Source organism: Streptomyces niveiscabiei (assembly GCF_033794345.1).
Taxonomy (GTDB): Bacteria; Actinomycetota; Actinomycetes; order Streptomycetales; family Streptomycetaceae; genus Streptomyces; species Streptomyces niveiscabiei.
In genome coordinates this window covers 88,084-110,192 of sequence record NZ_JARAYJ010000007.1, presented here as the reverse complement: position 1 = coordinate 110,192, position 22,109 = coordinate 88,084, and the positions used below count along the sequence as shown (strand labels likewise).

The window sequence follows — 22,109 nt, the reverse complement described above, 5'->3', positions numbered from 1 at the left end:
ATGGTCGACACCGGCGCGCTGCGGCTGCACGTCCAGCGCATCGGGCCCCGGGGCAGCCGGAGTTCGCGCGCCACGGTCGTACTGGTCCACGGGCTGCTCACCGACAGTCTCGCGAGCTACTACTTCACCGTGGCGCCCTCGTTCGCGGCGGACGGGCTCGATGTGATCATGTACGACCTGCGTGGGCACGGCCGCAGCGACCGGCCGCCCGGCGGGTACTCCCTGGACGACAACATCACTGATCTGGAAGCCCTGTTGGAGCGGCTGCGGGTGACCGGGCCGGTGCATCTGGTGGGCAACTCCTACGGCGGGACGATCGCGTTCGGGTACGCCGTGCGGCATCCGGAGCGGGTCGCGAGCCTCAGTCTGATCGAGTCCGAACCGGCCACGCCCGCCTGGGCGTCGAAGCTGCGCCGCATCCTCGGGCGGGTCGTGCACGAGCTGGCGCACAACGAGTCCGACACCATCACGTGGATCGCCGCGCACCGGGGCCACAACGTGGCCCGCCTCGCGAGGGGCGCCGCCCGCCTGGCCCGTGAGACCTCGCTCGGCCAGGACATCCCCGCCAGCCGGATCCTGACGGACCATCAGATCGCGTCGGTGTCCTGCCCGGTCCTCGCGCTGTACGGCGGTGAGTCCGACGTCGCCGAACTCGCGCCCCGGCTCGCGGAGTTGCTGCCCGACTGCCGGACGGTGATCCTGCCCGGCCACGAGCACTCGATCCTCGTCGAGGCCCCGGCCACGGTCGGCGAGCACGTCCGGTCCCTCATCGCCGGGACCTGCGCGGCGGTGACCGCCCGGTGAGCGGCTTCCTCTTCGTCGTCCCGCCCCTCACGGGCCACGTCAACCCGGCCGTCGGCGTCGCCGCGCGCCTCGCGGCCCGGGGGCACCGGGTGGCCTGGGTGTGCCCGGACCGGGAGTTGGTGCGGCGGCTGGCGGGGGCGGACGCGGTGGTGTTCGGCTGCGAGGACGAGGGCGGGGCGCCGCACCTCGCCGACACCGGCACCGGCACCGGCACCGAGGCCGGGAACGGCATCGCGCACCTCCTGCGCACCGGCACAGCGCTCTCCCACCGACCGCCCGGGATCCGTGGCCCCGAGGCGCTGAAGTTCCTGTGGGAACGGTTCCTGCTCCCCCTCGCGGAGGCGATGGCGCCCGGGGTGCGCCGGGCCGTGGAGGTGTTCCGCCCCGATGTGGTCGTCGCCGACCAGCAGGCGTTCGCCGGGGCGCTGGTCGCGGAGCGGGCCGGGGTGCCGTGGGCGACGTCCGCGACGACCACGGCCGAGTTCATGGACCCGCTGGCCGGTCTGCCGAAGGTGCGGGAGTGGATCGAGGCCCGGCTCGGCGCGCTGCGGCGGGCCGTCGGGGACGCGTCCGGGACCGCCGACCCCCGCTTCTCGCCGCATCTCGTCATCGGGTTCAGCACGCCCGAACTCGCCGGTGACATCGGGTCGGTTCGCTGGGTGGGGCCGTCGGTCGGCGACCGCCCCGGCGACGAGGGGTTCCCGTGGGAGTGGCTCGACCCGGACCGCGCGACCGTCCTCGTGAGCCTCGGCACGGCGAACACCGACGCCGGGGAGCGGTTCCTCGCCGTGTGCCGGGACGTGGTGCGCGAGCGGGCGGCGCGGCTCCAGGCGGTGGTGGTCGACCCCGGTGGCGTGCTGGGCGGCGAGTCCGGCGAGAACGTGCTGCTCGTGCCGTCCGTTCCGCAGATCGCCTTGCTGGCCAAGGGAGTCGACGCCGTCGTGTGCCACGCGGGGCACAACACCGTGTGCGAGGCGCTCTGGTACGGCGTGCCGCTGGTCGTCGCGCCCATCCGGGACGACCAGCCGCTGGTCGCCGGGCAGGTCGTGGCCGCCGGGGCCGGGGTGCGGGTGCGGTTCGGGCGGGTCGGCGCGCGGACGCTGGGGGCGGCGCTGGACGCCGTGCTCGACGAGCCGTCGTACCGCGCGCGGGCCGCGCGGGTGGGGGCGGCGTTCCGGGCGGCCGGGGGTGCGGACGCCGCCGCCGTCCATCTCGAAGAGCTTGCCGAGAGGAGTCGTGCGTGAGTGAGGCGAAGGACGAGCGGGAGCGGTGGATCGCGGAGTTGAGGCCGCGCTACCAGCGGGACCTGGCGGACGGGACGGAGCGGTTCTTCGCACCGCGCCGCGCCGACTGCCCCTGGTGCGGCGGGGAGTTGCTCAGCACCCGGCTGCGGACCACCGACCTGTTGCAGCACAAGCCGGGGCGGTTCGTGCTCGACCGCTGCGAGACGTGCGGGCACACCTTCCAGAACCCCCAACTGACCCCCGAGGGCCTGGAGTTCTACTACCGGGACTTCTACGACGGGCTCGGCGAGAAGCAGCTCGGGGACCTCTTCGACGGGCGGGACACCTCCTACCTGGGGCGGGCCCGCTCCATGACCGCGCACGATCCGGCGCCCAAGCGGTGGCTGGACGTCGGGACCGGGCAGGGGCACTTCTGCGCGGCGGTGCGTGACGGACTGCTGCCGGACACGGTCTTCGACGGGCTCGACTTCACCGACGGGGTGGAGATCGCCGAGCGGGAGAACCGCGTGGAGCGCGGTTTCCGGGGGAGTTTCCCCGCGCTCGCCGACGAACTCGCCGGTCAGTACGACGTGGTGAGCATGTTCCACTACCTGGAGCACAGCACCGACCCGGACCGGGAGCTGCGGGCCGCGCGGCAGGTGGTGCGGGCGGGCGGGCACCTCCTGATCGAGGTGCCCGACGCGGAGAGCCGGCTGTCGCGGGTGCTCGGGCGGTGGTGGCTGCCCTGGCTCCAGCCGCAGCACCTGCACTTCATGCCGGTGGCCAACCTGCGCGACCGGCTGGCGGAGCTGGGGTTCACCGTGGTCGCCGAGGAGCACACCGAGCCCCATGAGGCGGTCGACCTGGTGGCCGCCGTGTGGCTGGCGCTGGGCCACATCTCGCCGCCCGAGAACACGCCCTGGCTGAAGCAGCCGCCGGGCCTGCTGCGCCGGGCGACCCGAACCGCCGTGTTCGTGGCGGGAATCCCGGCCCTGCTCGCGGCGACCGTCCTCGACCGGATCGCCGTACGCCCGCTGGCGCGGCGGTGGCGGATGTGCAACGCGTACCGGGTGGTCGCGCGCCGGGAGTGACCCGCACGAGCCGCCCCGCACCCCGACGACGGGCACACGGACGGCCCCACCCCGTACCGGTCCAGTCCCGGTTCACCGTCGAGGAACACGGCGGCGCGGTACGACGACCACGCCGCCGTCGTCGGCGAGGACCCCCGCCGCGCACAGTCCTTCGAGGACCGTGCGGCACTCGGCGACGGCCTCCTCGACCGACCCGCCCCGCCGCCGGCTTCGCCCTACCCCCGCCCCACCGGCCCCGTACTCCCCCTCCGCTCCAGCACCGGCACGGCCAGCCGCACCCGCCCCTCCCCCCGCTCCCCCGCCAGCCGGTCCAACAGGAACCGGGCCGCCTCCCGCCCCACCTCACGCCCCGCCGGATCGACGGTCGTCAGCCACAGATGCCGCAGCCGGGAGATGCTCGTGTTGTCGTACCCCACGACCGACAGCTCCCCCGGCACCCGCACCCCCATCTCCTCTGCGGCCGACAACGCCCCCACACAGGCGATGTCGTTGACGGCGAACACGGCGGTGGGCCGCTCGGCGCGGCTCAGCAGCCGCACGGTCGCCCGGTAGCCGCCTTCCTCGGTCATGTCGCTCGCCTCGACGAGCCCGAGCCCCACCGGATCGACCCCGCGCGCACGCATGGCCGCCTCGTACCCCTCCCGCCGCAGTTCCCCCACGGCCCCGTACCCGGCGACGTGCGCGATCCGCCGGTGCCCGAGGGACAGCAGATGCTCGGTCGCGAGCCGCGCCCCCTTCTCGTCGTCGGCGGCGACGACGTCCACCCCGGCCGGCACCGCCTCCCGCGCACCTGCCACGACGACCGGCATACGGCCCGCCACGGCGTCGAGAGCGGTCCCCTCGGGAAATGTCCCGACGACGACGAGTCCGTCCGTCTGAAGGGCCAGGAACGGGTCCGCGAGGTCCTGCCCGACCCGCCGGTTCAGCCGCGCGTCGGCGAGGAGCATGTGCAGCCCGCTCGCGTGCAGCAGCGAGTTGAGCCCGTCCAGCAGATCGACGTACCAGGGATTGCGCAGGTCGTTCAGCAGCACCCCGACCGTCCGGGTGCGCTGTTCGCTGAGGCTGCGCGCGGCGGCGTTGGGCCGGTAGCCGAGGTCGCGCATCGCCGCCAGCACGGCTTCGCGCTTCTCGGGCCGGACCTGGGGCGCGCCGCGCAGCACGAGGGAGACCAGCGACTTGGACACCCCGGCCCGGTCGGCGACGTCACGGATGGTGGGCGGTCTCATGCGTGGACCGTTCCATTCGCCCGACGCGTTGTCAAAGCCGCACATCAGCGCCTCCATCCCGTTGACAGGCCCACTCCATCAGCTCCAAGGTGGCCCGGACAGTCTGTGGACCGGTCCAAACAAAGGGGTTGCCGTGACCGACCTGGGTATCGCCGTCATCGGATTCGGCTGGATGGGCCGCGTCCACACACAGGCGTACGCGCGCGTGCCGCACCACTTCCCCGGCCTGACCGTGCGCCCGCGCCTGGTGGCCGTCGCCGAGGAGGTCCCCGGGCGCGCGCGGGAGGCCGCCGACCGGTACGGGTTCGCCGCGGCCACCCGGGACTGGCGGGACATCGCCGACGACCCGCGCGTGCACGCGGTGAGCATCACCGCCCCGAACTTCCTGCACCGCGAGATCGGCGTGGCGATGGCCCAGGCCGGCAAGCACATCTGGATCGAGAAGCCGGTCGGGCTCACCTCGCGCGACGCGCGCGCGGTGGCCGACGCGGTGGCCGGGGCGGGCGTCCAGGGGACGGTCGGTTTCAACTACCGCAACGCCCCGGCCGTCGAGAAGGCGCGGGACCTCATCGCCTCCGGCGGCCTCGGAGACGTCACCCACGCGCGCGTACGGCTCTTCAGCGACTACGCGGCCCACCCGGACGGCGCCCTCACCTGGCGGTACGAGCGCGAGCGCGGCGGCAGCGGGGTGCTGGGCGACCTCGCCTCGCACGGCGCCGACCTGGCGCGCTTCCTGCTGGGCGACATCGTCTCGCTGACCGCCGACACGGCCGTGTTCGTCCCCGAGCGGGCGCGTCCCACGGGCGCGACGTCGGGCCACGCGCTCGCCTCGGGCGGCGCCCTCGGTCCCGTCGAGAACGAGGACTACGTCAACTGCCTCCTGCGCTTCGCCTCGGGCGCGCGCGGGGTGCTCGAAGCGTGCCGGGTGTCCGTCGGGGAGCAGAACAACTACGGCTTCGAGATCCACGGCACGAAGGGCGCCGTCCTCTGGGACTTCCGCCGCATGAACGAGCTGCGCGTGAGCGTCGGCACGTCGTACCAGGACCAGCCCGTCAGCACGGTGTACGTCGGCCCCGGGGACGGCGAGTTCGCGGCGTTCCAGCCGGGGGCGGCGAACGCGATGGGGTACGACGATCTGAAGGTCATCGAGGCGTACCGTTTCCTCCGGTCGGTGGCGGAGGGGACGGCGTACGGCACGACCCTCGCGGACGCCGTGCGCAGTGCGGCCGTCCTGGACGCGATGGCGCGGTCGGCGGAGAGCCGGGGGTGGGTGGACGTGGAGCCGGACGACATGGGTCGATAATCCGACAAGAGCCAATCGGCGCTCCCTTGGGAACGCCATTCACCTCCCGACCGGCATGTTGTACGGCGTCACGACCTGGATCGCCGACGGCAGCACCGCCCCCGCCGGCGGCAGCGCCCCGTGCGCGCGCATCACCGTCTGGCACGCGTCCCGCATGTCCTGCCGCAGATCGTGATGGAGCACGGCGGAGATCCGCTGCTCCCGCAGCAGCCGTGTGTTGTCCTGGTCGAGGTCGTGCGCGACGAACACCGCGCACTCCCGCCCGAGGTCCGCGAACGCCCGCAGCGTCGCGTTGTTGCCGCCGCCGATGGAGTACACGGCGCGGATCTCCGTGTCCCGTTCCAGCGCGGCCCGCACCAGGTCGTACTGGGTCGCGTCCAGTCCCTGTCCCTCGGTGATCTCGACGAGCACGCGCGCGGGATGCCGGGCCCGCATCACGCTCCGGAACCCCATCTCCCGTTCCTCCTCGTTGCGGAACGACCCGCTGCTGATGCTGGTCAGGACGTTCCCGGGCCGTTCGCCGAGCCACTGCCCCATCAGGTAGGCGGCCGTGGCACCGGCGGCGCGGTTGTCGATGCCGACATAGGCCAGGCGCGCGCTCGCGGGCAGGTCGGTGACGAGGGTGACGACGGGGATGCCCGCGTCGACGAGGCGGCCGACGGCGTCGGTGACCTCGGGCGCGTCGGGGGCCTTGAGGATGACGCCCTGGGAGCCGCGCCGGGCGATGCGCTCCAGGGCGGTGACGGTCTCGCGCGCCGGGCCGGTCTCACGGAAGTGGAAACGGGAGCGCAGGACCGCCGGGTGCAGGGCGGGGAGTTCGGCCTCCAGGGCGGCGCGTACGGCCGTCGTGAACCGTTCGGGCGCCTGCATGACGATGTCCAGCATGAAGGTCCGCCCGACCAGCCGGACCTGCGTGCGCTGCCGGTCGAGGTCGGCGATGGCCCGCCGTACCTCCTGCTCGGTGGAGGCGCGCACGCCGCCGCGGCCGTTGAGGACGCGGTCGACGGTGGCCTCGCTGAGCCCCGCCTGACGGGCGATCTCGCGGATCGGGAAGGGGTGGCCCACAGCTGACTCCTAAGACCTCACCGGCGCCGGTTCTTGAGGGGTTTTTGATGGCCTGCTGCCGGTTGTTCGAGGGGTTTGTGCTGACAAGAATGACAGAGCCGCAGTACCACGTGTCCCGAGTCGCCCTCCTGTGCACCGAAAGTGCGCCGAAAGGACGAGGATGTCCTTCAGCTCCGAAGCTCCTGAAGCCCCCGCGTCCGCCGCCTGGCTGACCGACCAGGACTGCGACCTGGACGCCTTCCGCGCACTCGTCGAGCGCACCACCGACCTGGCCGACTACCCGCGCGCGCGTGCGGTCGAGGGCAACGTCCTCGTGTACGACAGCGAGGACCTCCCCGAGGGCCCCGAGCTGGTGCGCGCGTTCACCGACGGCCCCGGCGTCGTCCTGTTCCGCCGCGCCTTCCCGGACCTGGCCGTCGTCGACCGGCTGACCTCGGTGTTCGAGGCGCTCATCAACGAGCAGCGCGCGGCGGAGGCCCCCGCGGGCGACCACTTCGCGAAGCCGGGCGCCAACGAGCGTGTGTGGAACGCGCTGGAGAAGGCGGCCCTGTACGACCCGTCCGCGTTCGCCGACTACTACGCCAACCCCGTCGTCGCGCTGGTCTCCGGCGCCTGGCTGGGGCCCGGCTACCAGATCACCTCGCAGGTCAACGTCGTCAACCCGGGCGGGGCCGCGCAGACCGCGCACCGCGACTACCACCTGGGGTTCCTGTCGGCCGAGGCGGTCGCCGCGTACCCCGAGCACGTCCACCGCCTGTCGGCCGTCCTCACCCTCCAGGGCGCGGTCGCGCACTGCGACATGCCGGTGGAGTCGGGGCCGACGCTGTACCTGCCGTACTCCCAGAGATACACCCCCGGGTATCTGGCGTGGCACCGGCCGGAGTTCCAGGCGTACTTCAAGGAGCGGCACGTCCAGCTGCCGCTGGCCAAGGGGGACGCGGTGTTCTTCAACCCGGCGGTGTTCCACGCGGCCGGCACCAACCGCACGCTCGACGTACGGCGGGTTGCGAACCTCCTCCAGGTGTCGTCGGCGTTCGGGCGGGCCATGGAGACCGTCGACCGGGAGGCGATCGCGAACGCCGTCTACCCGGCGCTCCTCCAGCACGCCGGCGAGCCCGCGTGGGTCGAGCGGGTGATCGCCGCGAGCGCCGAGGGCTACGCCTTCCCCACCAACCTCGACCGCGATCCGCCGGTCGACGGCATGGCCCCGCCCTCGCAGGCCGACGTCGTGCGGCGCGCGCTCGCCGAGGGCTGGACCACCCGTGCCCTGCGCGACGCGCTGCGCGCCGGTGCCGTACGGCGCGAGAGCTGAAAGGACCGGCATGACACTCCTCAAGGACAAGGTCGTCCTCGTCAACGGCGGCAGCCAGGGCGTGGGGGCGGCGATCGCGCGGGCGGCCGTGCGCGAGGGCGCGCGGGTCGCGGTGACCGGCCGCCGCCCGGAGGTGGGCGAGGCGCTGGTGGCCGAGCTGGGGTCCGGCGCGCTGTACGTCCGCGCCGACCTCGCGGACGCCGACCGGGCGAAGGCGGCGGTCCGTACGGTCGTCGACACGTACGGCCGTATCGACTGCCTCGTCAACTCGGCGGGCCTCACCTCGCGCGGGACGCTCCTCGACACGACGCCCGAGCTGTTCGACGCGCACATCGCGGTCAACCTCAAGGGGCCGTTCTTCGCGATGCAGGCGGCCGTCGCCGACATGGTGTCGCGCGGCGAGCCGGGGACGGTCGTCAACATCATCACCTCGTCGGCGCACGGGGGTCAGCCGTTCCTCGCGCCGTACGTCGCCGCCAAGGCGGGGCTCGTCGGGCTCACCCGCAACGCCGCGCACGCGCACCGGTGGGACCGGGTCCGTATCAACGGGCTGAACATCGGCTGGACGGCCACGGAGGGCGAGGACGCGACCCAGCGGGCCTTCCACGGGGCCGAGGACGGGTGGCTCGCGGAGGCGTCCGCGAAGCTGCCGATGGGCAAGCTGGGCCAGCCCGACGAGATCGCCGACTTCGTGGTCCTGCTGCTGTCCGACCGGTCGGGCGTGGTGACCGGTTCGGTGATCGACTGGGACCAGAACGTGCTCGGCGGCCTCGACTAGACCTTCTCGTCATCTCTTCGCACCACCCCCTCTAGGAGCTGCACCCCCATGCGCATCGGAATCCTCGGCCTCGGCCGCATCGGCGCCTTCCACGCCGAGACCCTCTCCGGACTCGACGCCGTCGACTCCCTCGTCCTCACCGACCCGTTCGCCGATGCCGCGAAGGCCGCCGCCGAGAAGTTCGGCGGGGAGGTCGTCGACTCGCCCGAGGCGCTGCTCGCGGCGGGCGTGGACGGCATCGTCGTGGCCGCCGCGACCGACGCGCACCCGGCGCTGATCCGCGCGGGCGTCGAGGCGGGCATCCCCGTCTTCTGCGAGAAGCCGGTCGCGAAGACGATGGCCGAGGGGGTCGAGGTCCTCAAGGCCGTCCAGGGCAGCGGCGTACCCATCCAGATCGGTTACAACCGCCGTTTCGACGCCGGTTTCGTCGCGGCGCGCGCGGCCGTCCAGACCGGTGAACTCGGCACCCTGCACACGGTCCGCTCCACGACCCTCGACCCGGCCCCGCCGCCCGCCGCGTACGTCGCCGGGTCCGGCGGCATCTTCCGCGACTGCTCCGTCCACGACTTCGACATCATCCGCTGGGTGACCGGCCGCGAGGTCACCGAGGTCTACGCCGTCGGCGGCAACCGGGGCGCCGACTACATCAAGGCCGCGGGCGACGCCGACACCACCGGCGCCGTCCTGACCCTCGACGACGGCACCATCGCCGTCGTCTCCAACTCCCGCCACAACGGCCGCGGTTACGACGTCCGCATGGAGATCCACGGCTTCACCGACTCCATCGCGGTCGGCCTGGAGGACAAGCTCCCCCTCCGCTCCGTGGAACCCGGCGTCACCTTCCCCGCCGGCACCCCGCACGACTTCTTCATGGACCGCTTCACCGCGGCCTACCGCGCCGAACTCACCGCCTTCACCGAGGTCGTTGCGGGCACCCGCCCCTCCCCCTGCACCATCGAGGACGCCCTGGAAGCGGGCTGGATCGCGGACGCCTGCACGCTGTCCCTGCACGAGCACCGCCCGGTGACGATCGCGGAGGTACGGGGGGCCTGAGGCGCGACGCGAGGTGCCGTACGACGGGGTGGTGGTCGTACGGCACGCCCTCCGCGCGGGACGCGGCGGGACTGCGGACGCCCCCGCCTCTGGACGCTCCCGCGTCCTCTGCCATCCTCACTCCATGCCCACCCCCATCACCCCCGCCCGCCTCACCGACCTCCAGGAAGCCCTCGCCGACCACCCCCGCTACTGGGGCGAGCGCGACCTCCGCGCGCTCCATCTCCGCGCCCTCGTCCAGGAGTTCCCCGAGACCTGCCTCGTGGCCCGCGCGGCGAACGGCATCCACGGCTACCTGCTCGGCTTCGTCACGCCGACGGGCACCGGGTACGTGCACATCGTCGCCGTGCGGGACGACGCGAGGGGGACGGGGCTGGGGCGGGCGCTGTACGGGGCGTTCGGCGAGGCGGCTCGGGCGCGAGGCGCCGTGCGACTGAAGGCGATCACCCGTACGGGGAACGCGGGGTCGATCGCGTTCCACCGGGCGCTGGGGTTCGAGGTGGCGGTGGTCGAGGACTACAACGGCCCCGGCGAGCCCATGGCCGTGTTCACGCGCCCGCTCTCCTGACCCCGTCAGTTCCGCACCCGCACATGCAGATGCCCGTCCAGCGGATACGCCGGCGGCAGCGCGGGCAGCGTCGCTTCGAGACCGTACCCGCATTTGACCGCGACCCGGCAGGACGCCGCGTTGTCCAGCTGGTGGATCAACTCCAGGCGCTCCAGGGAGCCGTAGCGGGAGAAGGCCCACTCCGTGAGGGCCAGCAGGGCGTTCGGGGCGACGCCCCGCCCCCGGGCCTCGGCGGCCGTCCAGTAGCCGACTTCGGCGACCGCGACCGCCGTACGTTTCAGGACCACGTGTCCGAGGAGTCCGTCCCCCTCCCCCACGACGGCGAAGGCGAGGCGCCGGCCGCTCTCCCGCCCCTGTCGCTGTTCGTCGATCCACCGCTCGGCGTCGGCCTCGGTGTCGACGGCCAGGCTCGTCCAGTGGCGCAGGGCGGGGTCCTGGGCCGCGGCCAGCAGAGCCGGGGCGTCGGACGGCTGCCAGGGCCGCAGCGACAACGCGGAAGCCGGCTGCGGAGAGCCGGCTTCCAGCGGTATGACGATCTTGTCCATGGCGGCAGGGTAAGTCACCCGGCCGCGCTCACGACCTCTCCCCCACACTGTCCGGCAGCTCGTCCACGTCCACGCCCCGGACCTGCGCCAACTCGTGCTTGAGCGCGGCGAGTTCGGCCCCGCCGGCCATGTGGTTGGTCAGCTCCTCAAGGCTGACCTCGCTCCGTGCGGCGCTCAACTCCAGGGTTCCCAGGCGCAGGACGCTGAAGTGGTCGCCGACCATGTAGGCGTGGTGGGGGTTGTGGGTGATGAAGATGACCCCGAGCCCCCGGTCCCGGGCGGCGGCGATGTACTTGAGCACCACGCCGGACTGCTTGACCCCGAGCGCGGCGGTCGGCTCGTCCAGGATCAGCACCCGGGCCCCGAAGTACACGGCCCGCGCGATGGCGACGCACTGCCGCTGGCCGCCCGACAGCGTACCGATGGGCTGTTCGAGGTCGTCGAGGACGATCCCCATGTTGCGCAGCTCTTCGTCGGCGGTCCTCTTCATCCGCTCGATGTCCAGCCGCCGTACCGGCCAAGGGCCTTTGGTCATCTCGGACCCGAGGAAGAAGTTCCGCCACACCGGCATCAGCGGCACGGTGGCGAGGTCCTGGTAGACGGTGGCGATCCCGCGCGCGAGCGCGTCGCGGGGGGTCGAGAACCGCACCGCCTCCCCGTCGACGAGGAACTCCCCCTCCGTGTGCTGGTGGAGCCCGGAGATGATCTTGATGAGGGTGGACTTGCCGGCCCCGTTGTCCCCGAGGACGCAGGTCACCTTGCCGGGGTGCACGGCGAGGGAGACCCCGTGCAGCGCACGGATGTTGCCGTACGCCTTGCCCGCGCCGCGCAGTTCGACGATCGCGGCGTTCCCGGGGGGCGTGTCCTGGAGGGTCGCCCCGTGTGTTCCTTCGGTCGTCATGGAAGTCACCTCCGGGTGGCCGTGCGCTGGATCCACAGGTTGATGAGGACGGCGCCGAGGAGCATGACGCCGAGGAACGCCTTGAACCAGTCGGGGTTCCAGCCGGCGTAGACGATGCCCTGCTGGACCATGCCGAACATGAAGGCGCCGAAGACCGGGCCGATGGCCGAGCCGGAACCGCCGGTGAGCAGACAGCCGCCGATGACGGCCGCCGCGATGTAGATCAGCTCCTGCCCGACGCCCTCACCGGACTGCACGGTGTTGAAGGAGAACAGGTTGTGCATGCCGATGAACCAGGCGCCGAACCCGACGGCCATGAACAGGGTGATCTTCGTGAAGTTCACGGGTACGCCGACGGCGCGGGCGGACTCCTTGTTGCCGCCGACGGCGAAGACCCAGTTCCCGAACTTGGTGCGCAGCAGCACCCAGGTGGCCAGGGCGGCGAACACGACCCACCACACGACCGTGATCTTCACCTGGACGCCGCCGACGCCGAAGGACGACGCGAAGACCTTGCGGGCCTGGTCGAAGCCGTCCATGTCGCTGATGTCGTCGGTCGCGACGTTGTCGGTGACCAGCTTCGTCACCGCGAGGTTGACGCCCTGGAGGATCAGGAACGTCCCCAGGGTCACCAGGAAGCTGGGCAGTCCGGTCTTCACGACCATCCAGCCGTTGAAGAACCCGACCGCGAGGGAGACGATCAGCGCGACGACCACACCGGCCCACACGTTCATGGTGAGCTGGTAGCTGAGCATGGACGCGGTGAGCGCGGAGGAGATGACCGCGACGCCGGACGAGAGGTCGAACTCGCCGCCGATCATCAGCAGCGCGACCGGCAGGGCCATGATCCCGATGGTCGACGACTGGTAGAGGACCGTCGCCATCGAGCCGCCGTCACGCAGCGTGGGCGCCGCGATCAGGAAGAAGACGAACACCGCCGCCGCGCCGAGGAACACCCCGACCTCGGGACGCGCCAGCACCCGTACGACAACCGGGCGTTCGGATGTGCGGCCGTCTTTCACGGGCGCGAGTTGGGCGGTGCTCATCACCGCGTCCCCTTCGCCGCGTACTCGGCGACCTTGTCGACGTTGGTCTTGTCGACGAAGGCGGGACCGGTCAGCACGGCCTGCTCGCCGCCGCCGCTGGAGTTGCCGTTGTTCTTGTAGAGCCACAGTCCGTCGATGGCCAGGTAGCCCTGGAGGTAGGGCTGTTGGTCGACGGCGAACTCGATGGTGCCGGCCTGGACCGCCTTGACGAGGTCCTTGTTGAGGTCGAAGGTCGCGACCTTCGCCTTGGACCCGGCCTCGGAGACCGACTTGACGGCGGCCAGCGCGAAGGGCGCACCGAGGGTGACGACGTGGTCGACGGCGCTGTCCTGGCGGAGCTTGGCGGTGATGGTCGACTGGACGGACGGCATGTCGGTGCCGTTGACGTTGAGGATCTCGGTGGTGCCCTTGAACGTCTTCTTGAGGCCGTCGCAGCGCTGGGTGAGGCCGACGTTGCCCTGTTCGTGGACGACGCAGACGACCCGCTTGGCGCCGTCGGTGTTGAGGCGGCTGCCGAACGCCTCGCCGGCGACGGACTCGTCCTGCCCGAAGAATTCGAGGAGGCCGAGGTTCTTCCAGTCGCTGAGGCCGGAGTTGAGGCCGACGACGGGTATCCCGGCGGCCTTCGCCTTGGCGATGACGGTCTTCAGCGCGTCGGGCTTGGCCAGCGTGACGGCGATGCCGTCGACCTTCTGGTCGATGCCGTTCTGGACCAGGTTGGCCTGGTTGCCGGCGATCGGGTCGTGGGAGTAGACCAGCTCGATGTTGTCCTTCTGGGCCGCGGCCTCGGCGCCCTTGCGGACGGTGTCCCAGAAGGTGTCCCCGGGGGGAGCGTGGGTGACGAGGGCGACCTTCATCCGCGCGGTGGTGGCCTTGCCGGCGGAGGCGCCGGACGAGGCGTCCTCCTCGGCCTTCTTGCCACCGGAACCGCTGGAGCACCCCGCGACGGTCAGGGCCGCCGCGGCGGCGAGGGCCACGAGCGGGACGATTCTGCGGGAGCGGGCTGGCGTTGCACTGTCCATCTTTCCGGCACCTCACTGTGCGGGACGCTGCGCTGTTGGGACGGGATCAAATCCCTTGCCGAACCCGGTGTCAATAGTTTGTTAAGACATCATTTCAGTAACAGGTCCGAATGTAAGAACAAATCATTGACAGGGGTGACCGCGGAGACCTACACCTGAGGAACGCACACTCCGGAGCCGATCTCTACCCCCGAGGAGGTGCCTCGCATGCCGAAGACCGGCGAGCGGGCCCGTACCGTGTCCGCCTCCGCGCTGGACGCGGTGCACTTCGCGCTGGACCGGGGCAGCCCGGTCCCGCTGTACTACCAGCTCGCCCAGCAGCTGGAGTCGGCGATCGAGCACGGCGCGCTCGCCCCCGGCAACCTCCTCGGCAACGAGATCGACCTCTCCAACCGCCTCGGCCTCTCCCGCCCCACGGTCCGCCAGGCCATCCAGTCGCTCGTCGACAAGGGGCTCCTGGTGCGCCGCAGAGGCGTCGGTACGCAGGTCGTGCACAGCCAGGTGAAGCGCCCCCTCGAACTCAGCAGCCTGTACGACGACCTCGCCGCGGCGGGCCAGGGCCCCACCACCGTCGTCGTCCGCAACGAGACCCTCCCGGCCCCCGCCGACGTCGCCGCCGCCCTCGCCGTCCCCGAGGGCAGCGAGGTCATCCACATCGAACGCCTCCGCGCGACCCACGGCCAGCCGGTGGCCTACCTCTCCAACTACCTCCCCCAAAGCCTCCTCGACCTCTCCACCCCCCACCTCGAAGCCACCGGCCTCTACACCATGTTCCGCACAGCCGGCATCGCCCTCCACAGCGCCCACCAGACGATCGGCGCCCGCGCGGCGACCCCGGAGGAGGCGACCCTCCTCGACGAATCCCCGGGCGCCGCACTACTGACGATGCAGCGCACGGCGTACGACGACACGGGCCGGGCGGTGGAGTACGGGACGCACATCTACCGTGCGTCCCGGTACGCCTTCGACTTCCAGCTGCTCGTAAGGGCGTAGCCGGACAGCCGACGACGGCGACGCGCCAAGTCTTTTAGGGGCGCGGGGCTGTATCGATTTGCGGCTACCGCCGCGCGGGCGCGACCAGCCACGAAGCACCCGCACCCGCAACACGACCTATCGCGGCGCCATCCTCAACGCCCCGTCCATCCTGATCGTCTCCCCGTTCAGGTAGTCGTGGTCCACGATCATCCGCGCCAGCTTCGCGTACTCCTCCGGCGAGGCGAACCGGTGCGGGAACGGCACCCCGGCCGCGAGCGACGTACGGAACTCCTCGGAGACCGTGCCCATCATCGGCGTGTCGACGATGCCCGGCGCGATCGTGCACACCCGGATCCCGTACTGCGCGAGGTCCCGGGCGGCGGGCAGGGTGAGCCCGACGACGCCCCCCTTGGACGACGCGTACGCGGCCTGCCCGACCTGCCCGTCGTACGCGGCGATGGACGCGGTGTTGACGATGACCCCGCGCTGCCCGTCGGCGTCCGCCTCGGTCTGCGCGATGGCCTCGGAGGCGAGCGCGAGCACGTTGAAGGTCCCCACCAAGTTGATCTGGATCACCTTCGCGTACAGCGCGAGATCGTGGACCCCCTTCCTGCCCAGGATCCGCATCGACGGCCCGATCCCGGCGCAGTTGACGACGGTCCGCAGCGGCAGCCCCGCCCCGGACGCGGCGGCGACGGCGGCGGCCACCTGCTCGGGGTCGGTGACGTCGGCGGGGACGTACGTCACCCCGGCCACCTCGGGCGCTCCGTCGATCGCGGGCTTCAGGTCGACGGCGAACACCTGCGCCCCGGCCCCGGCGAACGCCTTCGCGGTGGCGGCACCGAGTCCGGACGCCCCGCCCGTGACGAGCGCGGCGGTGTCGGCGAGCTGCATTCTCACTCCTTGCCGAGGACGGTGAGCGCACCGCCCTCGCTCCGGTCGAGCGCACGTGAGATCACCATGCGCTGGATCTGGTTGGTTCCTTCGAAGATCTGCATGACCTTGGCCTCGCGCATGTACCGCTCGACGGGGAAGTCCCGCGTGTAGCCGTACCCGCCGAGGACCTGGACCGCGTCGGTGGTCACCTTCATCGCGTTGTCGGTGGCGACGAGCTTGGCGACGGACGCCTCGCTGGTGAACGGCAGCCCTTGGTCCTTGAGGCGCGCGGCGGCCAGCGTCGTCGCGCGCGCGGACTCGACGGCGGCCCCCATGTCCGCGAGGACGAACGCGAGCCCCTGGTGCTCGATGATGGGCTTGCCGAACGTCTCGCGCTCGCGCGCGTACCGCACGGCGTGGTCGAGGGCCCCCTGCGCGAGGCCGGTGGCGACGGCGGCGATCCCGAGGCGTCCGCAGTCCAGCGAGGCGAGCGCGATCCGCAACCCCTGCCCCTCCTCCCCGATCCGCCGCGCGACCGGTACGCGCACGCCGTCGAACCGCATCGTCGCGGTCGCGGAACCGGTCAGCCCCATCTTGCGCTCCGGCGGATCGGCGCTCAGCCCCGGGGTGCCGGCCGGGACGAGGAAGCAGGAGATGCCGTGCGTGCGGTCCTCGGACGTGCGCGCCATGACGGTGTAGAAATCGGCGTAACCGCCGTGCGTGGTCCAGGCCTTGGCGCCGTCGATGACGTACTCGTCGCCCTCGCGCACCGCGCGTGTGCGCATCGCCGCCGGGTCGGAGCCCGCGTGCGGCTCGGAGAGGCAGTACGCGCCCAGCAGCTCCCCGCCGAGCAGCTCCGGCAGCCACTCGGCGCGCTGCCCGGCCGTCCCGAACCGGGCCAGCGGGAAGCAGGACAGGGCGTGCACGGAGATCCCGACGGCGACGCTCGACCAGACGGCGGCGACCTCTTCGAGGACCTGGAGGTACACCTCGTACGGCTGGCCCGCCCCGCCGTCCTCCTCGGCGAACGGCAGCCCGAGCAGCCCGCTGCGGCCGAGCGTGCGGAACACGTCCCTCGGGAACTCCGCCTCCGCCTCCGCGTCGGCGACACGCGGCGCCAGCTCCTTCGCGGCGAGCAGCCGCGTGAGCCGGACCAGGTCGAGGGCTTCCTCGGTGGGCAGGGCGCGAGTGGCGGGCACGAGGGCCTCCCCGGGACGAAAACGATACTGGAACGAGTACCTGCGTATCATTCAGAGTACGCCAGCGGGGCCGAGGGCAACAGTGCTCCAGCCCTTCCGGCAAAGATCAGGTAATACGCCCAACGCCTCGCGCCCCCACGCGCGCCCGCGAAGACGGCTACGACGACACCGCGTGCACGATCAGCGAAGCGAGCTGCTCGTACGCCTCCGCGTCCGACAGCCCCGTACGCGCCTTCAGCTCGCCCCCCTGGATCTGCCGCATGGTCGCCGCCGCCACCTCCCCGACGAACCCGGCGTGCACATCCCTGAACGCGCCGTGCGCGACCCCGTCGGCGATCAGCTGCCGCACCCGCTCCGACGCCCACCGCGTGTTCGCCTCGTACACCTCGCGGGCGGGCGGGAAGTCGGCGACGTCGTCGACGAACCGCCGCGACAGGGGCCGGAGTTGCTCGGCGACGGCCGTCAGGTACACCCGCACCCGGTCGGCGGGGTCGGCGGTCTGCACGACCCGCTTCTCGACCGCCTCGGCCGCCCCCCGGAAGTAGTGCTTGACGGCCTCGACGACCAACCCCTGCTTGCTGCGCGCCAGTTGGTACAGGGTCGTCTTGGAGCACCGCAGCCGCACCGCGAGATCGTCGAGCGTGAGATCGGCGAACCCCTCCGCCGTGACCAGCGCGACGAGGCGTTCCAGCAGGTCCGCCTGGCGGGCGGTGCGGCGAGCGGAGGGCATGATCCCAGCGTAGTCCAGAAGTGACCGGTCAGTAGGGACCGGACCGGGGGACCGTTTCCGCGCCGCGCACTCCCGAGATCGCGTCCCTGCACGCTCATTGACCCCACCCGTCCACATACTTAACCTTCGTCTCAGGACATAGACAGCGTCGTCTCCTCCACGGACAGGGGAACCGCACATGCCGCTCGTGGTCGTCGGGATCAGCGTCCTGGTCCTCCTGTTCCTCATGACGAGGCTCAAACTCAACGGATTCGCCGCGCTGTTGCTGGTCGCCGTAGGGGTCGCGCTGGTCAGAGGCATCCCCGTCGCGACGATCCCGGACGTCCTCGCGGACGGCCTCGGCGGGCAGATCGGCGACACGATGCTGACGATCGGGCTCGGCGCGATGGTCGGCCGGGTGATGGGCGACTCGGGCGCCGCGCAGCGGATCGCGGGGCGGCTCCTGGAGGTGTGCGGGCCGCGCTGGGTGCAGGTCGCGATGGTGCTGACGGCGATGCTGATCGGCGTCACGATGTTCTACGAGGTCGCGTTCGTCATCATCGTGCCGGTGGCGTTCACGCTGGTGAGGGTGACGGGCGTGAACCTGCTGTGGGTGGGCCTGCCGATGTCGATCGCGCTGTCGACGATGCACAGCTTCCTGCCCCCGCACCCGGGCCCGACGGCGGTCGCCGCGACGTTCCACGCGTCCGTCGGACTCACCCTGTTCTACGGCCTGTTCATCGCCGTCCCGATCGGCGCGGCGATCGCCCTGCTGTGGCCCCGGCTGCCGTTCGTGCGCGCGATGAACCCGACCGTGCCGACGGGCCTGGTCAGCGACAAGGTCTTCGAGGAGGACGAACTCCCGGGCCTCGCCTGGTCGCTCGCGGTCGCCCTGCTGCCGGTCGTGCTCATCGCGGGCGCCGCCGTCACCGACATGGCCACCGACGCGGAATCGGGCCTCGTCCACACGGTCGAGTTCATCGGCTCCGCGCCGGTCGCCCTGCTGCTCACGCTGCTCGTGGCGATCTGGGCGTTCGGGCCGCGCATCGGGCGCAGCCTGGAGGAGGTCAGCGCGTCCTGCCGGGGCGCCGCGCAGGCGATGGCGATGATCCTGCTGGTGATCGGCGCGGGCGGCGCGTTCAAGCAGGTCCTGGTGGAGGGCGGGATATCCGACTACATCAAGGACGCCACCGACGGCTGGTCGATCTCGCCGATCATCCTGGCGTGGCTGGTCGCCGCGATCCTGCGCGTGGCGCTCGGCTCGGCGACGGTCGCCGTCGTCACCGCCTCCGGCGTCGTCCTCCCGCTGGTCGCGGGCAGCGGCGTGCACGCCGAGATCATGGTTCTCGCGGTGTCCTGCGGCTCGATCGCGTTCTCCCATGTGAACGACCCGGGGTTCTGGATGTTCAAGGAGTACTTCAACCTGTCGGTGGTCCAGGCGATCAAGGCGCGGACGACCTACACGACGGTGCTGGCGATCCTGGGTCTGGGAGGAACACTGCTGCTGGAACTCGTCCTGGACACCCTCTGACTCCCTCCGACCCGCTCCGACTCGCGTGAGGAACCCCATGCCCCAGCCCGTCGTCACCCGCTACGCCGTGCACCCTGTCGCGGGCCACGACTCGATGCTCCTCAACCTCTCCGGCGCCCACGCCCCCTTCTTCACCCGCAACGTCCTGGTCGTCGAGGACTCCGCCGGCCGCGTCGGCCTCGGCGAGGTCCCCGGCGGCGAGGCCATCACCCGTACCCTGCGCGACGCCGAACACCTCGTCGTCGGCGCCGGGTTGGGCGACCACAAGCGGGTCCTGCGAGCCGTCTCCGAGACCTTCGCGGGACGCGACGCGCACGGCCGCGGCGAGCAGACCTTCGACCTGCGCACCACCGTCCACGCCGTCACGGCGATCGAGTCGGCGCTCCTCGACCTCCTCGGCCAGCACCTGGAGGTGCCCGCCGCGGCCCTCCTCGGCGACGGCAAGCAGCGCGACGCCGTACGGGTCCTCGGCTACCTCTTCCACATCGGCGACCCGGACCGCACCGACCTGCCGTACGTCCGGGAGAAGGACGCGGACGTCGCGTGGTACCGCGTCCGCCGCGAGGAGGCGCTCACACCGGAGGCGGTCGTGCGGCAGGCGGAGGCGGCGTACGAGCGGTACGGGTTCCGGGACTTCAAGCTCAAGGGGGGTGTGCTGGCGGGCTTTCAGGAGGTCGAGGCCGTACGGGCACTCAAACAGCGGTTCCCCGAGGCGCGGATCACCCTCGACCCCAACGGCGCCTGGTCGCTGGCGGAGGCGGTCGAGCTGTGCCGTCCGCTGCTCGGGACGCTCGCGTACGCCGAGGACCCGTGCGGCGCCGAGGACGGGTTCTCGGGGCGGGAGATCCTCGCGGAGTTCCGCCGGGCCACCGGGCTGCCGACTGCCACCAACATGATCGCCACCGACTGGCGCCAGCTCACCCACGCGCTCGCGCTCGGCTCGGTCGACATCCCGCTGGCCGACCCGCACTTCTGGACGATGTCCGGCTCGGTGCGCGTCGCGCAGCTCTGCAACTCCCTGGGCCTGACCTGGGGTTGCCACTCCAACAACCACTTCGACATCTCGCTGGCGATGATGGCGCACTGCGGCGCCGCCGCGCCCGGCGCGTACAACGCCCTGGACACGCACTGGATCTGGCAGGAGGGCCTGGAGCGCCTCACCGTCCAGCCGCCGCGCATCGTCGCCGGCGAGGTCGCGGTGACGGACGCGCCCGGTCTCGGCGTCACCCTCGACCGGGAGCGCCTCGCCGCCGCCGAGGCGCTGTACGCGGAGCACTCCCTCGCGGGGCGCGACGACGCCGTAGGGATGCGGTACTTGGTTCCGGAGTGGACGTTCGACGCCAAACGCCCCTGCCTGGTGCGGAGTTGACCCCCGGGCTCCGTTCCCGGCGTCCGGGTGCCAAGATGATGTTCCGTAAGTCATCCCGCGCCCGGCTCTGCGCAGCCGACCGCCAGGACGGAGCCCGCCCATGACCGCCCCCGGCCCCACCGAACGCCCGAAGATCGACACGAGCCGTCCGCACCCGGCGCGGATGTACGACTACTTCCTCGGCGGCAAGGACAACTACCCGGTCGACCAGGAGGCCGCGGAACGCTTCATCGCCGCGGCCCCCGAGGTGCGCGTCGCCGTCCGCGCGAACCGCGCCTTCCTGCGGCGGGCCGTGCGGCACGTGGTCGGCGAGGGCGGCATCCGGCAGATCCTGGACATCGGCACGGGCCTGCCCACCGAGCCGAACGTCCACCAGATCGCCCGCGAGATCGCCCCGGAGACCCGGGTCGCGTACGTCGACAACGACCCGATCGTCGGCACCCACTCGATGGCCCTGCTGGACGACGACGAGGGCATCTCCGTCGTCCTCGCGGACCTGCGCGACCCGCGCGCGATCCTCGACCACCCGGACGTCCGCAGGGTCATCGACCTGAACGAGCCGGTGGCCCTCCTGCTGGTCGCCGTCCTGCACTTCATCAAGGACGACGAGGACCCGTCCGCGCTGATGGCGGCCTTCCTGGACGCCCTCCCCGCGGGCTCCTACCTCGTCCTCACCCACGCCACGGTCGACTTCCACGAGGACCGCCGCGCGGACGCCGTCGCCATCTACAAGAACGCCTCCGCGACGATGAACCCCCGCCCGCACGCCCGCGTCCTGGAGTTCTTCGACGGCTTCACCCTCCTCGAACCGGGCCTGGTCACGGTCCCGACCTGGCGCCCCGACGCCACCGACGAGACCCCGGACCCGGACCTGCCGCCGATCGGCTTCTACGGGGGCGTGGGACGCAAGGACGCCTGAGTGCTCACCACGCCCCCCGCCCCACCAGGTCGAGCACGAGCGCGGCGATGTTCCACGCGTCGTCCTCGCCCCGGTGGTGGCGTCCCTCCAGCGGCAGTCCGGCGAGCTGGAGGGCCCGCGCCATGCCGGGTTTCCCGCGCAGCCCGTACGCCTCGGTGAACACGGCCTTCGCGTTGGTGTGGGTGCGCTCGGCCGAGTAGCCGAACGGGTAGGCCACCCCGTCGGCCTGGCTCTGCCGAGCGAACTGCCGCCGGTCGTACTCGCCCCAGCTCGCCCACGGCCGCACCCCCGCGCCGTACTCCTCGACGAGCACCCGGCACGCCTCCGGGAAGGACACCCCCCGCGCCGCCTCGGCCTGCGTCAGCCCGGTCAGCTCCGTGCAGAAGGCACTCACCCGGGACCGGGTGGGCCGGACCAGGATGCGGTGCCGGGACACCCGGGTCCGGGCCGTGAGGTCCACGACGGTCAGCCCGATCTCGATGATCTCGTTCACGGAACCGGGCGGCGGCTGCCCGTCCCAGCAGGTGGCTTCCAAGTCGATGACGTTGAGGAGGGCGGATTCGGGGCGCATGGGCCGAGGGTAGGGATGCCGGC

The 22,109-nt window shown here is 72.0% G+C and carries 22 protein-coding genes; 12 read left to right on the top strand and 10 right to left on the bottom strand.

Translation table 11 applies throughout. From position 1 onward, the window contains the following. Genes PV682_RS12105 through PV682_RS12095 form a run of 3 tightly spaced genes read left to right on the top strand, consistent with a single transcriptional unit; the run spans window position 1 to window position 3,118 of the window. Window positions 1–804, top strand: a complete 804-nt coding sequence (locus PV682_RS12105) for an alpha/beta fold hydrolase (protein ID WP_319728926.1) — start codon at window positions 1–3, stop codon at window positions 802–804. After that, window positions 801–2,048 (top strand): glycosyltransferase, encoded by a 1,248-nt coding sequence (locus tag PV682_RS12100; RefSeq protein WP_319727767.1) that lies wholly within the window; start codon window positions 801–803, stop codon window positions 2,046–2,048. The genes PV682_RS12105 and PV682_RS12100 overlap by 4 nt, the downstream gene beginning before the upstream one ends. Beyond that, entirely contained in the window at window positions 2,045–3,118 is a 1,074-nt protein-coding gene (locus PV682_RS12095) for a class I SAM-dependent methyltransferase (protein WP_319727757.1), read from the top strand. Before PV682_RS12100 ends, PV682_RS12095 begins: the two co-directional genes overlap by 4 nt. 215 nt (window positions 3,119–3,333) lie before the next feature. On the opposite strand, the gene PV682_RS12090 is transcribed toward PV682_RS12095, so the two are convergent. Beyond that, window positions 3,334–4,344 (bottom strand): LacI family DNA-binding transcriptional regulator, encoded by a 1,011-nt coding sequence (locus PV682_RS12090; protein ID WP_112476859.1) that lies wholly within the window; start codon window positions 4,342–4,344, stop codon window positions 3,334–3,336. Window positions 4,345–4,477: 133 nt separating this feature from the next. Here PV682_RS12090 and PV682_RS12085 point away from each other — a divergent pair, with 133 nt between their 5' ends. Further along, a complete protein-coding gene (locus PV682_RS12085; RefSeq protein ID WP_407705649.1) occupies window positions 4,478–5,647 on the top strand; it encodes a Gfo/Idh/MocA family protein in 1,170 nt (389 codons plus the stop codon). Between the two features lie 39 nt (window positions 5,648–5,686). Here the strand turns inward: PV682_RS12085 and PV682_RS12080 are convergent, their stop codons facing one another. Further along, complete coding sequence (locus PV682_RS12080) at window positions 5,687–6,712, bottom strand: LacI family DNA-binding transcriptional regulator (protein ID WP_319727737.1); 1,026 nt, start codon at window positions 6,710–6,712, stop codon at window positions 5,687–5,689. A gap of 160 nt (window positions 6,713–6,872) precedes the next feature. On the opposite strand from PV682_RS12080, the gene PV682_RS12075 reads away from it, so the two are divergent. From PV682_RS12075 to PV682_RS12060, 4 genes are all read left to right on the top strand, one after another. Continuing rightward, window positions 6,873–8,024: a phytanoyl-CoA dioxygenase family protein gene (locus PV682_RS12075; protein ID WP_319727725.1), complete on the top strand. Its 1,152-nt coding sequence runs from the start codon at window positions 6,873–6,875 to the stop codon at window positions 8,022–8,024. Between the two features lie 10 nt (window positions 8,025–8,034). After that, a complete protein-coding gene (locus tag PV682_RS12070; RefSeq protein ID WP_319727714.1) occupies window positions 8,035–8,802 on the top strand; it encodes an SDR family oxidoreductase in 768 nt (255 codons plus the stop codon). Window positions 8,803–8,850: 48 nt separating this feature from the next. Then, complete coding sequence (locus tag PV682_RS12065) at window positions 8,851–9,855, top strand: Gfo/Idh/MocA family protein (RefSeq protein ID WP_319727707.1); 1,005 nt, start codon at window positions 8,851–8,853, stop codon at window positions 9,853–9,855. Between the two features lie 124 nt (window positions 9,856–9,979). Then, the gene (locus PV682_RS12060; RefSeq protein WP_319727700.1) at window positions 9,980–10,423 is read left to right on the top strand and encodes a GNAT family N-acetyltransferase; all 444 of its coding nucleotides are present in this window, start codon (window positions 9,980–9,982) and stop codon (window positions 10,421–10,423) included. 5 nt (window positions 10,424–10,428) lie between these two features. Here the strand turns inward: PV682_RS12060 and PV682_RS12055 are convergent, their stop codons facing one another. Genes PV682_RS12055 through PV682_RS12040 form a run of 4 tightly spaced genes read right to left on the bottom strand, consistent with a single transcriptional unit; the run spans window position 10,429 to window position 13,937 of the window. Continuing rightward, entirely contained in the window at window positions 10,429–10,968 is a 540-nt protein-coding gene (locus tag PV682_RS12055; RefSeq protein WP_319727689.1) for a GNAT family N-acetyltransferase, read from the bottom strand. A gap of 28 nt (window positions 10,969–10,996) precedes the next feature. After that, window positions 10,997–11,869 (bottom strand): ATP-binding cassette domain-containing protein, encoded by an 873-nt coding sequence (locus PV682_RS12050; RefSeq protein ID WP_319727680.1) that lies wholly within the window; start codon window positions 11,867–11,869, stop codon window positions 10,997–10,999. A gap of 5 nt (window positions 11,870–11,874) precedes the next feature. Then, the gene (locus tag PV682_RS12045; RefSeq protein ID WP_319727673.1) at window positions 11,875–12,915 is read right to left on the bottom strand and encodes an ABC transporter permease; all 1,041 of its coding nucleotides are present in this window, start codon (window positions 12,913–12,915) and stop codon (window positions 11,875–11,877) included. Continuing rightward, the gene (locus PV682_RS12040; protein ID WP_319727657.1) at window positions 12,915–13,937 is read right to left on the bottom strand and encodes a sugar ABC transporter substrate-binding protein; all 1,023 of its coding nucleotides are present in this window, start codon (window positions 13,935–13,937) and stop codon (window positions 12,915–12,917) included. Before PV682_RS12040 ends, PV682_RS12045 begins: the two co-directional genes overlap by 1 nt. 207 nt (window positions 13,938–14,144) lie before the next feature. Here PV682_RS12040 and PV682_RS12035 point away from each other — a divergent pair, with 207 nt between their 5' ends. Further along, on the top strand, window positions 14,145–14,930 hold the full coding sequence (locus tag PV682_RS12035) for a GntR family transcriptional regulator (protein ID WP_319727650.1): 786 nt from the start codon (window positions 14,145–14,147) through the stop codon (window positions 14,928–14,930). Between the two features lie 117 nt (window positions 14,931–15,047). On the opposite strand, the gene PV682_RS12030 is transcribed toward PV682_RS12035, so the two are convergent. The 3 genes from PV682_RS12030 to PV682_RS12020 all read right to left on the bottom strand — a co-directional run bounded on the left by PV682_RS12030 (window position 15,048) and on the right by PV682_RS12020 (window position 17,717). After that, window positions 15,048–15,806: an SDR family NAD(P)-dependent oxidoreductase gene (locus PV682_RS12030; protein ID WP_319727633.1), complete on the bottom strand. Its 759-nt coding sequence runs from the start codon at window positions 15,804–15,806 to the stop codon at window positions 15,048–15,050. 2 nt (window positions 15,807–15,808) lie between these two features. Continuing rightward, on the bottom strand, window positions 15,809–16,987 hold the full coding sequence (locus tag PV682_RS12025) for an acyl-CoA dehydrogenase family protein (protein WP_319727624.1): 1,179 nt from the start codon (window positions 16,985–16,987) through the stop codon (window positions 15,809–15,811). Window positions 16,988–17,144: 157 nt separating this feature from the next. Then, window positions 17,145–17,717, bottom strand: coding sequence for a TetR/AcrR family transcriptional regulator (locus tag PV682_RS12020; protein ID WP_319727606.1), 573 nt, complete (start codon window positions 17,715–17,717; stop codon window positions 17,145–17,147). Between the two features lie 178 nt (window positions 17,718–17,895). Here PV682_RS12020 and PV682_RS12015 point away from each other — a divergent pair, with 178 nt between their 5' ends. The 3 genes from PV682_RS12015 (at window position 17,896) to PV682_RS12005 (ending at window position 21,515) form a co-directional block, all read left to right on the top strand. Then, complete coding sequence (locus tag PV682_RS12015) at window positions 17,896–19,227, top strand: gluconate:H+ symporter (protein WP_109363628.1); 1,332 nt, start codon at window positions 17,896–17,898, stop codon at window positions 19,225–19,227. A 37-nt stretch (window positions 19,228–19,264) separates the two neighbouring features. Continuing rightward, window positions 19,265–20,596, top strand: a complete 1,332-nt coding sequence (locus PV682_RS12010; protein WP_319727596.1) for an enolase C-terminal domain-like protein — start codon at window positions 19,265–19,267, stop codon at window positions 20,594–20,596. Between the two features lie 100 nt (window positions 20,597–20,696). Next, window positions 20,697–21,515, top strand: coding sequence for an SAM-dependent methyltransferase (locus PV682_RS12005; protein WP_319727588.1), 819 nt, complete (start codon window positions 20,697–20,699; stop codon window positions 21,513–21,515). 4 nt (window positions 21,516–21,519) lie between these two features. Here PV682_RS12005 and PV682_RS12000 read toward each other — a convergent pair whose 3' ends face one another. Further along, window positions 21,520–22,086 (bottom strand): 3'-5' exonuclease, encoded by a 567-nt coding sequence (locus PV682_RS12000; protein WP_319727581.1) that lies wholly within the window; start codon window positions 22,084–22,086, stop codon window positions 21,520–21,522. Between the last annotated feature and the right edge of the window lie 23 nt (window positions 22,087–22,109).